The organism is Hymenobacter piscis (genome assembly GCF_018760735.1).
GTDB lineage: Bacteria > Bacteroidota > Bacteroidia > Cytophagales > Hymenobacteraceae > Hymenobacter > Hymenobacter piscis.
Map to the genome: position 1 here is coordinate 56,819 of NZ_JAHHZN010000003.1, position 12,820 is coordinate 69,638.

Here is a 12,820-nt window from a genome sequence, read left to right on the forward strand (position 1 = left end):
TTTTTAGTTGTCAGTGAGTTGACGCCTTGCTGTTTTCAAAGCACCAACTGATAACTAAAAACCAACAACCAACAACTAAAAACCAGGCACTACATTAATACTGCTTGATCCACAGGTCGCCCATGCGCTTGCGCAGGATGCTGGCCTGTCGGTCGGCGGAGGCCCGGTCGGCGTAGTCGGCTACCGACAGCATGAACTGGCGGCTGCCGGGGGCGGGCAGGATCACGCGGGCCGGGTGCCCCAGGCGAACCAGCGCCTGCCGGCCCTTCTCGGCGTTGGCCAGGCTCGTGTAGGAGCCGGCCACCACGAAGTAACGACCGGTGCGGCTTTTAATTGTCGCGTTGTCGGCCACCGGGGTTGCATTGGTGGCGGCCGCTTTTTCCCAGCCCGGCGCTTTGGCCTTGGCCGGGGTGGCCCCGGCGGGTTTGGCAACCGGCTTAGCCGCCGCTTTGGCAGCCTGCACCGGCGCGGCGGCCACGGTTACCGCGGGCTTGATGGCGGAGGCCGGGACCGTTATCTTTTTGGCGGGCTCCACTATGACCGGCGCGGGCTTGGCCGCGGGCACAACTACCGTTACGGCAGGCGCGGCGGGTACTGCATCCCAGTCGCTGGCCGGCGCCGGGGCCTCGGCAACCGGGGCCGCTTCCAGCGGCGTTGCCGGGCTGGTAATGCCGGCCTGTTGGCGCCGCAGCACGGGCTGCTCGGCGGCATTCAAGGACTCCTTCTTCAGAGCCGAAATCTGCAACGACTCCGGCACCCGGTCCAGCATGTTCAGGTAGAGATACTCGGCCGAGGCGGCCAGGCTGATAACGGCGGCCACGCCCAGGGTGCGCAGCCAGGCGCGGCGGCGCGAGGAGCCGCCCAGCTGCGGAACGGCCGCGGGACGCTCCCGGGCCAGCAGCGCATCGGTCGCGCGCACGGGCCGCGACACCAGCTCGGGCAGGCCGAAGCTGGCCCCGAGCAAGTTCTGGGTGCCGGTGTATTCGAATTCGAGGCCGCGGCCGGGGGCCTGGCGGAACGTGCCAATGCCGCTGAGCTCGGTGCGGCGGCCGGCTTCCAGCTCCTGCTCCATGCCCAGCACCGCGTCGCGGACCAGCTGGCGGGCCTGGGCCGTGCTCAGGTTCAGCTTCGCGCTCAGCGCATCCACCAGCAGGCCGTCGTTGCGGGTCAGGCTCTGGTTGAAGGCCACGCGCTTGGCCGGGGGGCTCAGCGTGTGGCGCACCGGATGAATGCGGGCGGGCGCGTAATCAGCAATCAGACCGCCGAAATCGGGAATGATAACGCAGTCGTGGTCCTGGAGCAGGGTGCGGATATGGTCAGCGAGCATAGGCAGAAAGGGGAAAGCAGCAGCAGCAATACGATACGGAAGCCGAAATATACAAAACTGCCCGTCAGTGCAAGGACCCCGAAGAGCCGAAAAAGAAGCGCGCACCTGATGCGGGGCTTCTTCTGCGGTCCTGCGGGGCCCTTGCGCTGACGGGCTTATGGGCGGCCGCCGCCGGGCCGCCGGGGCCGAAAATTAAAAGTCGTAGGTCACGCCGGCCAGCACGTTGAGGCCTTTTACGGGGTAGTTGAGGAACCGCTCGTTCTGGCGGCCCAGCAGGTTATTGCCCATCGCGAAGACGGAAAGCTGCTCCATCATGCGGTAGTCGGCGCGCAGGTTCAGGTCGATAACCGCGTCGGTAGGCCGGGTATCGAAGGCTTTGTTGGCGGGAAAACCCGGATCGGTCGTCGGCGAAGTTATTACGCCGCTGCCGTAGCTGGCGCTGTAGGTGTAGAGCTCCGCGCCCACCAGCAGCTTGTCGTAGAAATTATAGGTACTGAAAAGTACCGACTGGAAAGCCGGGCGGTGGAAGGCCTGGCTGAGCGTCTTCACGTTGTAGCCGTTGTAGTCGGCCTTGAAGCCCAGGCGGAACTTCTCGGCGGCGTTGTACACCACCTCGCCGTGCACATTCACCAGCTGGGTGGCCTTCTTATCGTAGACCAGCTCAAACTTGGTGGTATCGCGCCGGGAGTTGTTGTAGAAGTACAGGTTCCGGTCGTTGGAAAGCGTGACGCGGGCATTCACCGACAGGGCCCGGACGGGCGTGGCGTTGAAGCCGAAGTACACCGTGGGGCCACGGCGGGTATCGGCCACCCGCACGTTGGGGGCCAGCCAGGGGTTTTCGGTGGTCAAATCATACAGCGTCACGCGCTGAATGGCCCCGCCCAGGCCCGCGAAGGCCACCAGCTTGTCCTCGGTCACGGTGTAGGCGGCCCGCACGGCCGGGTAGGCGTTGAACTGGCGGGCGTTGTTGATGGTGTCGCCGGTATAGCCCAGGGTGGCACCCACGCTCAGGGCCAGGCGGTTCAGGGTCACCTCGTAGGCCGGCGTCACCTGCACGAAGGGCCGGCTGACGGTGAGCGAATCCTTGTGGGAGATGAACGATACGTCCCCGTCGACCCGCGCGCGGCTGGTTTCCGTGAGACGGTAGGCGGAGCGCAGGGTGGCGTACACGTTGCTTTCCCGGGCCTGGAAGGCATCCGACCAGTAGTTGAAGCCCAGGCCCAGGTCGTACTGGAAGGCGGCGGCCTGGTCGCGGTTGCGCACGTAGATTTTAGTGGCCACCCGCTTGAACACCTGCTTGAGGCTATCCTCCCGGGGCAGGTCCAGGGCGTTGCGGTTGTAGCCGTAGAAGTTGTACCGCTCCCGGCCCAGGTCCACCTTGGCGCCCAGCGTGAGCGGGCCGCGGTAGGTTTCGCCGTTCAGGCCCAGGCTGGTCTGACTCTGGCGGGAGTTCTGCTGATCAACCGGCCCCCGGGAGGACGACAGGTGCTGGAGGTCGAGGCCGTAGCTGGCGTTTTCCGAGCGGGTGTTGTGCAGGTAGGCCCGGCCCAGGAAGGTGCCGTAGTTACCGATGCCGGCCTTGAGGTAGTTGCCCGTGAGCTCGGGCAGCTGCTCCTGGCGGATGGTGAGAATGCGCACCGCGGGGTTGAGCTTATCGGCCGGCAGGCGGAAGTCGGGGTAGGTGTAGCTCAGGGGGGCGGGCGTTTTGGCGGGCGCCTCAATTTTCACCTTCTCGAAATTGCGGGTGGCCTCGGGCAGCTCGTTTACCCGCTCCTTCACAATCTCAATTTCGGCGTCCTCAATCTTGCCGCGGGTCTTCTGCGCCCAGGCGCTGGAGGCCGGGGCGGTGGCAGTCAGCAGGGCCGCGGCGGCCAGGAGTTTATGATTCATGGTTGGGGTCTTGGGGGCTTGGGGACTTAGGGTCTTGGACTCGTGCTCCGGCAGCGCAAACCGCCACCAGCCTCTCCCCTATTTAATTTTGATTTTCAGTTGGATGTACTACCCTTCTTCAACTACTGCTGAAGAATAAGCCGACCACCGGCCTTACTCCTCCACCGGCACGGTGCTGGGGTTGCCGGTGGTATCGGCGGCGGGCACCAGGGAGTTGCGGGCCGGAGTTTTGCCAGCGGGCACTTTGCCGGCGGGCTTGGTGGTTTTGGCAGGCGCTTTGGCTGGGGCCTTGCCGGCCGGGGCCGCCGGGGCCGGGGCGTTCGGGTCGGCGGGCAGGGCGGCCAGGCGCTGTTTGGCGCCCTCCACGATTTCGGCTACCGGGAATTTGTTGTCGATGATGGAGTTGAGCGTAGCCCGGGCCTGGAAGATTTCGTTCTGCTCCCGGTAGGTGTCGGCAATCAGCAGGAAGGCCCGGCCCAGCCACAGGTCGTAGCCCGCGAAGTCGGCGTTGCTCTTGTAGGCCGCGTCGAGGGCTTCGGCGTACTTCTTCTGCTGAAACAGCGTTTGGGCCAGCAGGTACTGGGCTTCGGCCCCGCTCTCATCCTTGGCCGCGTTGGCGGCGGCGGTCAGCTCTGTCACGGCCTGGTCGAGGTTGCCGGCCTTCTGGCTGGCCTTGCCCAGGTAGAGCAGGGCCAGGTTGGTGGCGTTGAGCGAGGCCCCGCCCTGGGCCTGGAGCTCCTGGGCCACCCGGCGGGTGGTGCCCAGGTCGCCGGCCTCGTAGCTGCTCTTCATCAGCCCGATGCCCGCGTTGGCCACTTCGCGCTTGTTCTGGGAAGCTTCCCGCAGGCGACCGTAGTATTTGGCGGCCTCGGGGTAGTTCTGGTTCTCAAATTCGAGGTCGGCCACCCGGCCCAGGGCCCGGTTCACGAACTCGCTCTTGTTTTCTTCCACCACCGCTTTGAGGCGGGGCAGGGCCTCGGCCTTGCGGTCGGTGCGCAGGTAGGAGTCGGCCAGGAAGTAGCGGCCGTCGGCGGCCAGCACCGTGCCGGGGTACTGCTTGAGGTAGTTTTCGAGGCGCGGAATGGCCTGGGCGTACTTCTCGGCCAGGTACAGCGACTTGGCCGCCTCAAACTCCACGCTCTCCGAGGCCTTGCTGTCGGGGTTCTGCTGGCGGAACTGGGCCAGGTACTGGTCGAACTCCTCCGTTTTGCCCTGGGCCGTGAGGCTTTCCTGGAGGCTGTAAATAGCGCTCTGGGCCGATTTGGTGCGCGGGAACTGACTCAGCACCCGCTTGAAATCCTCGGCGGCCTTGGGGTGCTGGTCGAGGTTCTGGTAGGCCACGCCCCGCTTCTGCAGCGCCGGCGCCAGCAGTGGGGAGTTGGGCCGGTTGGCAATGAGCCGGGAGAACCCGTCCACGGCGGGCTGGAATTCCCCGGCCTCGTAGTCGAGCTGGGCCTGCTGGTACACGGCGTCGTCGGCGTAGCGCGAGTTGGGCGTGGTTTTGAGCAGGGTGCTCAGGGTGCTGGCGGCCTCGTCGCGGCGGCCCAGCAGGCCCAGCACCACGCTCTTCTGGTAGTAGGCGTAGTCCTTGTCGGCGGCGTTGGCCACAATCACCTTGTTGTACTGCTCCAGGGCCGTCTGGTACTGCTTGGCCAGGTAGTAGGTGTCGCCCAGACGCAGGGTCACGTCGTAGTAGTTGGCGTCGGTGGGCTTGGCCACGGGGTCCTGGAGCCAGGCCTGGAACTGCTGACGGGCCCGGTCGTAGTCCTTGGTGTTGTAGTAGGCGTAGCCGAGGCCGTAACGGGCCTGCTGGTCGAAATCGGTATCGGCGGCGGCCCCGCTGCGGGCGGTGCGGGCGGCGGCGGTGTAGGCCGTGATGGCGGGCGGATACTGCTGGCCGATGGAGTAGATTTCCCCCTTCAGCACCTGGGCAGCGGCGCGCAGGGCGTCGTCCTGGGGGTACCGGAGGCTCTTGTCGAGCAGGGGCAGCGCGTCCTGGTAGCGGTTGTTGTTGTAGAGGGTGGCGGCCTGCAAATAGGCCACGCGCTGGTAGGTGGCGTTGAGCTTCTGGCTCCGGTCGTCGAGGTTGTCGAGGTAGTTGAGGGCCTGGGCGTAGTCGGAGGAGTTGAGGAAACTCTCGCTCAGCAAATCATCCACGGCCGGCTGGTTCTTGGAGCGCGGAAACCGCTTCTGGAAGTCGCGCAGGGCGGCAATGGTTTCGGGCCCGTTGCCGAGCTCGTAGCTTACCTGGGCGTACTTGAGGGTGGCGTTTTCGGTGATGAGCTTATCGAAGTTCAGCTGCCGGGCCGCCCCGAAGGAGTTCAAAGCCAGCTGCTTCTGGTTGGTTTTAAGGTAGCTCAACCCCAGGTGGTAGGCCGCGTTCTGGCCCAGCGAATCGCGGCGGGCGGCCACGCCTTTAAGGCTACTGATGGCGCCCTTGAAGTCGCCCTGCTTGAAGTTGGCGTAGCCCACCTTGTACTGCACCTCGGGCTCAATCTTCTTGCGGCCGGCGGCGTACTTATCGAAGTACTCGGCGGCCTGCTTGAAGTCCTGCTGCTGGTAGAAGGCGTCGCCCACCAGCAGCTGAATTTCGTCGGCGCTCTGGGGCGGCGGGGTTTGCTGAAGCACGGGCGTGGCGTAGGCAATCAGCCCGTCGTAGTCACCCTCCTTGTAGTAAATCTGGCTCATCACGGCCGGCACCACGGGCTTGTAGGCGTCGTTCTGCTCGGCCACGGCCAAATCCTTACGGGCCCCGGCAAAGTCGCCGGCCCGGTAGGCCAGGTAACCCGCGTAGTAGGAGCTGGCGTAGCGGTACTGGTGGTTGCCGGCCTTGTTGCGGTCGAACTGGAGCTTGGCCTTGTCGAACTCCTTCTGGGCAAAGTAGCTGTAGCCCAGCTTAAACTCCGATTCGGCCCGCTGGTCCTCGCTCAGGTTGTCGGGCCCCACCTTCTGCAGGTAGTCGATGGCCCGCACGTAGTCCTTCTTGTTGAAGTAGAACTTGCCCAGCTCGAAGTAGGCCTGGGTGGCTTTGGGGTGGGTGGGGTTGTTCGAGGCGAAGCCCAGGATGCGGTCCTCGGCATCGGGGTGAAACAGGTAGAGCCCGGCCACGGCGTAGTAGTACTCGGCGTCGGCGAGGCGGCCGGGTGCGAGCTCGCCCTGGCGGCGCTCGGTGAGGCTGAGGTAGCGCTGGAAGGCCTGCTGGGCGGCCCCGTACTTGCCGCGGTCGAAGAGCTCAAGGCCTTCCTGGAAGGGGCGTTCATCGGAGGTGAACACCTGCGTTTGCTGGGCCAGCGCGGCCGCGGGCGCGGCAGCGGTGAGGGAGGCGGCCAGCGCCAGGCGGGGGAATAATTTCATCTAAAGGTCGTTGCGCAGTAAGGTCCCGCAGCCGCCGGCGGCCACGGGAGGAATCCAAAAGTAGCGAAAAGTTCGGGCGGGGTTGCCCCGGAATGGGCGTTTGCGCCGGTTTTAACGCGGCAAGGGGGTGATTTGGTGTGGAGCGGGGTACGTACCGGAGCGCTGCCAACCGAAGCCGGCCCGACAAAATACCCCTCCGGCCTCGGGCATTCCGGGGCGAGCGGGAGGTGGTGACGCGAACAGCAGGTGCGCCACCATACCCCCGCCGGTAGCAATAGAACGCCCAACTATCCCTAGCTTCGGCGCAGCCGAGCTGTTTCGGCACCGTTTCTTTATGCTACCCGCGTGTTTCAACCCCTATCCAAAGAACAGGCCCGCCTCGAAATTGGCCGCCTCGTCGAAAACTTCCGTCACCAGCTGCCCGACTACAAGCGCGGCAAGTACAATGAAACCGAAGTCCGCGTTCAGTACATCAACCCCTTCTTCAAGGCCCTGGGCTGGGATGTCAACAACGACAATGGCGCCTCCTCGGCCTACTGCGAGGTAGTCCACGAGGCCCGGGTGCGGGTGGGCAAAGCCACCAAGGCCCCCGACTACCTGTTCCGCCTGCCCGGCGGCCAGAACCTGTTCTTCCTGGAAGCCAAAAAGCCCAGCGTCGATATCAAGGACGACGTGCTGCCCGCTTATCAGGTGCGCCGCTACGGCTGGAACGCCAAAATGGCCCTGAGCCTGCTCACCGATTTTGAGGAGCTGTCCGTTTACGACTGTACGATTCAGCCTGCCCCGAAAGACAAGGCCCGCAAGGCCCGCCTGCACTACCTCACCTTCGAGGAGTACGCCGACAAGTTCGATTTCCTCTGGGACAACTTCAGCAAGGAAAGCGTGCTGCGCGGCAACCTCGACCGGTTTGTGGCCTCAGGCTCCAACCGGCGCGGCAAGGAAACCGTGGACCAAGCCTTTCTCGATACGCTGGAGCAGATGCGCGCCGCCCTGGCCCAGGGCCTGGCTGCCCGCAACCGCCACCTCGAGGCCGAACAGCTGCGCTTCCTGGTCCAGATGCTGCTCGACCGGCTCATCTTCCTGCGCATTACCGAAGACCGAGGCGTGGAAGGCTACGGCGACTTACAGGCCGCGACCAAAGCCAAAGGCAAGGACGGCATCTACAAGGCCCTGCTGGGCCGCTTCCGCGAGGCGCAGAACCGGTACAACTCCGGCCTGTTTGACTTGGTGAAGGACGACTTGTCGGCGCAGGTAGAGTTAGGCAACGACGTGCTGGCCCCCATCATCAACGGCCTCTACTACCCCGAGTCGCCGTATGAATTCTCCGTTATCGGGGCCGAAATCCTGGGCTCGGCCTACGAGCGGTTCCTGGGCAAGGTCATTGAGCTGGAGCCCGACGGGACGGTCGTTATCGAGCAAAAGCCCGAAGTGCGCAAGGCCGGCGGCGTGTTCTATACCCCCGCCTACATTGTGGAGTACATTGTCAGGAACACGGTGGGCAAGCTCTGCGAAGGCAGCAGCCCCCAGCAGGTAGCCAAGCTGCGCATCGTCGACCCCGCCTGCGGCTCGGGCTCCTTTCTGCTGGGGGCGTATCAGTTTCTGCTCGACTGGCACCTGAACTACTATCAGACCCACCCCACGGCCGCCCTGCCCCCCACCCTGGCCCCGGCCGGCGGCCCCCGCAAGGCCGGCCCGGCCGCCCGCCCCTCCGGCAGCGGCAAGGCCCTCACCCCCGATGGCCGCCTGACCACGGCCGTGAAGAAAACCATCCTGCTCAACAACCTCTACGGCGTCGACCTCGACGAGCAGGCCGTGGAAGTCACCAAGCTCTCGTTGCTGCTCAAGTGCCTGGAGGGCGAAACCTCGGCCAGTATGCAGCAGAGCCTGGGCCTGGAACGGGTGCTGCCCACCATCGACCAGAACATCCGGGTGGGCAACTCCCTGGTCGATGTCGATTTCTACGACCAGGAGCTGGACTTCACCCCCGGCACCGAGCGTACCGTGAAGCCCTTCAGCTGGCGCGACGAATTCGCCGAAGTCTTCCAGCAGGGCGGCTTCGATGCCGTGATTGGCAACCCGCCGTATGATGTTCTAGAGAAAGAACGTCTTGGTTCTGATTCACCTCACAAACTCGTACATGAATACTTGACAAATCGCAAAGAATATCATGATGCATTAGGTGGCAAGCTAAATCTATTCCGATTCTTTGTAATCAAGTTCATAGATTTGTGTAAGCCTTCCGGACAATTCGGTCTTATTATCCCCCTATCTATTTTAGCTGATATTAGTTGCGCAAGCAGCAGAAGCTTCGTATTTAGATCAAGTAAGAGCTTATTAATTGACTGTTTTCCTCAAAAAGACAGTCCAGCAAATCGAATATTCACAGAAGCCAAGCTTTCAACCGTAATATTAACAGCTACAAAAGATATAGTTAAAACATTAAACAAGTTTTTGATACGAACTTTCCCTGGAAAAAGCCTTGAAGATTCTCACAAATCAGCTGTTATTCAGTTAAAAGATTTACAAAAAGTCGACAGTAAAAATCTACCTGTTCCGCTCATCGATGAAACAGACTGGAATGTTCTGAAGAAACTACACTCGAACCTTAACACAGTGAGGTTTGATGACTCAAATACAGGCTTTAAGATAACAAGAGGCGAAGTAAATCAAACTATACTCAGAGAATATATAGATCAGCGGCCCCAAAATACCAGAATGTTAAAGGGAGTTGAAGTAGGCAGATACGTTCAAAATATAAAGCTTAGCCAAGGATATCGCGAATGGTTTGACGAAGTCAATTTTCTAAGAAAAAATAATCCCAAATCTGCAGTAAAACACAGAAGAATAGCTACTCAAAGGATAACGGGAGTTGACGAAAAGTTAAGAGTCGTTGCTACTGTTATTGAACCAGACTGTTACTTTGCAGACTCTACTAATTCAGTCATTAAACTGGATTCAGGTGAATATGACTTACTTTATTCGCTCGGCTTACTGAACTCAAAACTTTTTCAATGGAGGTTTAAGCTAACGAGCACGAATAATAATGTTGGCACAAATGAACTTGGAGCTTTACCATTCAGACTTTTAGAAGCGAGTGAAAGACATTATCACGATGCCGTGGTAACCCTCGTCGAGCAGTTGCTGGCGCTGCACCCGCAGCTGCGGGCCGCCCGCCTGGCCACCGAGCAAAGCCAGCTGCAAGCCCGCATCCGCCGCCTCGATCAGCGCCTCGACCACCTCGTGTACCTGCTCTACGGCCTGAGCTACGCCGAGGCCCTGGTAGTGGAGCCCGCCCTGGCCCAGCGCCTCACCGAAGCCCAGTACGCCGTGTGGCCGGCCTAGCGGCCCGACCGCGCCCCATTTTGCGCGCTTTGGCGCAGATTTTATAAAAAACAGCGCAACCGGGAGGCATCCGGTTGCGCTGTTTTTTTATATTTCCGGGAAAAACCGCGCAACTTTTCCGCCCTCTCCGATGCCCCCTTCCGCTCCTTCCCTGGTGGCCCGCGTACGGGCCTGGTTCGGCCTCAGCCAGGCCGAGCTGGCCCTGTACCTGGGCATCAGCCCGCCTTTGGTCCGCGACCTGGAAACTAACCGCCGCCCCCTCACCCCGGCCGTGCGCGCCGCCCTGCTGCCGCTGCTGCTCCAGTTGCCCCCGCCCGAGGTGCCGGCAGCCCCCGGCCCCGATGTGGCCCTGCCCCCCACCACCCCTCTACCCGACGCCGCCGATCTGGCTTTGCGCCGCCGCCAGTGTCTGCACCGCGCCGCCGGCCTGCTGCGGGAAGCCGACGCGCTAACGGCCCGCGCCCACGTAGCCGCCCGCTGGGCCGCCGCCCTGCCGGCCCTGCTCCCCCCCGACCCCGCCGCCCCCGGGTTGCCCCCCACGGCGGCCACTAGCCCGGCTCAGCAGGCCCTGGCCGCGGCCCTGGCCCAGGCCGCCGACCCCACCGACCCCAGCCGCGCCGCCGACCACGCCCGCTGGCTGCGCGGCTGGCTTACGTTTCGCGCCGCGCCCCTGCCGGCCGCCGACGTGACGCGCCTGCACCGCCTGCGGGCCCAGGCCGCCGGGCTGCTGGCCGAAGCCGCCGCCCTGGCCGCCACTTTGCCCCCGCCCCCATTGCAAAACTGACGACCATTCTCCTATATTCGACCCGGTATCTTTTTCTTTTCCAACCCTTTATTCTACCCTACCATGAACCCCGATTATGCCTTATTGACCACCCGCGCCGAGTGCGACGCCGCCACGGCCGACGTCACGTTCGAGCTCAAAACCTTCAGCCACCGCGACGCCGGCCTCGACATTGCCGACGAGCGGGCCAGCCGCAGCCAGGCCAGCGGCGCGGCTGCCCTGGCCAAGAAAGACGCGGAAATCCTCGTCGCCCAGGGCCAGGCCGCCGTGCCCGGCCTCACGCCCGAGCAGCAGCAGGACGCCAACGACGCCCTGGAGCTGCTTCAGGCCCAGCGCAAGAAAATCATGAAGAGCAACCGCACCAGCGCCGGCACCGCCCGGTTCCTGAGCACCGTGGATGCCGCCCAGGTGCAGGGCCAGGTGGAGGTGCTCACGGCCGTGCTGGCCGGCATTGCCGCCCACCGCGCCACCCTGCCCGCCTAAGCCGCGGCGCCCGTCTGCCCACAAAAAAACCACCCCGGCACCAGGTGTCGGGGTGGTTTTTTTGTAGGCCACCAGCAAGCGGAAGCCCGGGAGAAGTACGCCGGTTAAAGCCCCCGCGAAACGCTGGGCGTTCCGGGCACCGCTACGCGGCGCGACTGTTCCTTTATTCTACTATTCTACAAACCGACGGCCGCGCTGCGGCCACTTGGCGGCCTGACGTTGGCGGGCTGCTTGATTAGCAGGAGCAGGCAGCCCCCCCCCCGATTCGGCTGGCTCCCCTCTTCCCTGGAGAGGCAGCCGGGGGAGAAGGCAAACCGGCCGAGGCCTACCGGGCTTCCGCGCCCACCACCCCGGCTTCGGGCTGGGCCTGGGGCAGGGCGCGCAGGGCTTGGGCCAGCAGCTGGTAGGAATACACCCGGGCCTCGTGGCTGAACATATTGGACACGGCCATGAGCTCATTCACCTGCGTCTGCTCCACGAACTCCTGCAGCTCGCGCTGCATGGTGGCCTGGCTGCCGATGAAGGCGTAGGCCAGCATCTGGCCCACGGCGTACTCCTGGGCGGGCTCCCACAGCCCACGCATGGACTCCACGGGGGGCTGCAGGGGTGCGGGCCGGCCCTTAATCACGCCCAGCATGAACTGCTGCAGCGAGGTGGAAAGCCGCCGGGCCTCGGCGTCGGTGTCGGCGGCCACCACGTTCACGCAGGCAATCACGTAGGGAGCCGCCAGGTGGGCCGAGGGGCGGAAGTGCTGGCGGTAGATTTCCAGGGCCGCCAGCAGCTGGCCCGGGGCGAAGTGGCTGGCGAAGGCGTAGGGCAGGCCCAGGGCGGCGGCCAGGTAGGCGCTGTCGGTGCTCGAGCCCAGGATGTAGAGCGGAATGTCCAGCCCTTCGCCCGGGATGGCGCGCACGGCGTTGGTGCGGTTGGTGGTCGAGAAGTAGGTTTGCAGCTGCTGGATGTCGCGCGGGAAGTCCTGGGCCCCGCCGAAGCGGCTGCCCCGGATGGCCTGGGCCGTAAGCTGGTCGGAGCCCGGGGCCCGGCCCAGGCCCAAATCAATGCGGCCCGGGTAGAGCGTGGCCAGGGTCCCGAACTGCTCGGCCACCACCAGCGGGGCGTGGTTGGGCAGCATCACGCCGCCCGAGCCGATGCGCAGGGTGGTGGTGCCACCCGCCAGGTGCCCGATAAGCACGACAGGGGCCGAGCTGGCCACGCTGGCCATGTTGTGGTGCTCCGAGAGCCAGTAGCGGGTGTAGCCCAGGCGCTCCACGTTCCGGGCCAGGTCGAGGCTGCGGCGGAAGGTATCGGCCGGGGTGCTGCCGGCGTTGATGGGGGCCAGATCGAGCACCGAAAAGGCCAGCGGAGAAGCGGAGGAAGAAGAAGAAACGGAAGACATGCAGCACGAAAAGAAAGGGAGATTCCGGCGGCCCGGATGCCGGGGCGGCGAAACCGCGTGGGGCCGCCGGACGACGTTCGCCCCGCGGCAGAACGGTATAACCGCCGCCGGCCCAAATTGATTCTGGCAGTCCGGCGGGCAGCCCGCGCCGGCCCGGCAATTGCCTGCCTTCCCGTTCCGGAATCCGGGGGCGCCCGCTCCGGCACGCAACCTTGGGGGCCCGGGCGGGCTCCTCCCCCCAACCTCA

7 protein-coding genes are annotated in these 12,820 nt (G+C 63.9%); 3 read left to right on the forward strand and 4 right to left on the reverse strand.

The window, feature by feature from the left end; translation table 11 throughout:
- Nucleotides 1-94 precede the first annotated feature (94 nt).
- From KLP40_RS04130 to KLP40_RS04140, 3 genes are all read right to left on the reverse strand, one after another.
- The gene (locus tag KLP40_RS04130) at nucleotides 95-1,327 is read right to left on the reverse strand and encodes an HU domain-containing protein (protein WP_215592406.1); all 1,233 of its coding nucleotides are present in this window, start codon (nucleotides 1,325-1,327) and stop codon (nucleotides 95-97) included.
- Between the two features lie 192 nt (nucleotides 1,328-1,519).
- Nucleotides 1,520-3,217: a TonB-dependent receptor gene (locus KLP40_RS04135; RefSeq protein WP_215592408.1), complete on the reverse strand. Its 1,698-nt coding sequence runs from the start codon at nucleotides 3,215-3,217 to the stop codon at nucleotides 1,520-1,522.
- Between the two features lie 153 nt (nucleotides 3,218-3,370).
- Nucleotides 3,371-6,571 carry a tetratricopeptide repeat protein gene (locus KLP40_RS04140; protein ID WP_215592409.1) on the reverse strand — a complete coding sequence of 1,067 codons (3,201 nt, stop codon included), beginning with the start codon at nucleotides 6,569-6,571 and terminating at the stop codon, nucleotides 3,371-3,373.
- A 345-nt stretch (nucleotides 6,572-6,916) separates the two neighbouring features.
- Between KLP40_RS04140 and KLP40_RS04145 the strand changes: the two genes are divergently transcribed.
- The 3 genes from KLP40_RS04145 to KLP40_RS04155 all read left to right on the forward strand — a co-directional run bounded on the left by KLP40_RS04145 (nucleotide 6,917) and on the right by KLP40_RS04155 (nucleotide 11,180).
- Nucleotides 6,917-9,913, forward strand: a complete 2,997-nt coding sequence (locus KLP40_RS04145; protein WP_215592410.1) for an Eco57I restriction-modification methylase domain-containing protein — start codon at nucleotides 6,917-6,919, stop codon at nucleotides 9,911-9,913.
- A gap of 130 nt (nucleotides 9,914-10,043) precedes the next feature.
- On the forward strand, nucleotides 10,044-10,697 hold the full coding sequence (locus tag KLP40_RS04150) for a helix-turn-helix domain-containing protein (protein WP_215592411.1): 654 nt from the start codon (nucleotides 10,044-10,046) through the stop codon (nucleotides 10,695-10,697).
- Nucleotides 10,698-10,760: 63 nt separating this feature from the next.
- Nucleotides 10,761-11,180, forward strand: coding sequence for a hypothetical protein (locus KLP40_RS04155; RefSeq protein ID WP_215592412.1), 420 nt, complete (start codon nucleotides 10,761-10,763; stop codon nucleotides 11,178-11,180).
- A 325-nt stretch (nucleotides 11,181-11,505) separates the two neighbouring features.
- On the opposite strand, the gene KLP40_RS04160 is transcribed toward KLP40_RS04155, so the two are convergent.
- The gene (locus KLP40_RS04160; protein WP_215592413.1) at nucleotides 11,506-12,573 is read right to left on the reverse strand and encodes an LLM class flavin-dependent oxidoreductase; all 1,068 of its coding nucleotides are present in this window, start codon (nucleotides 12,571-12,573) and stop codon (nucleotides 11,506-11,508) included.
- Between the last annotated feature and the right edge of the window lie 247 nt (nucleotides 12,574-12,820).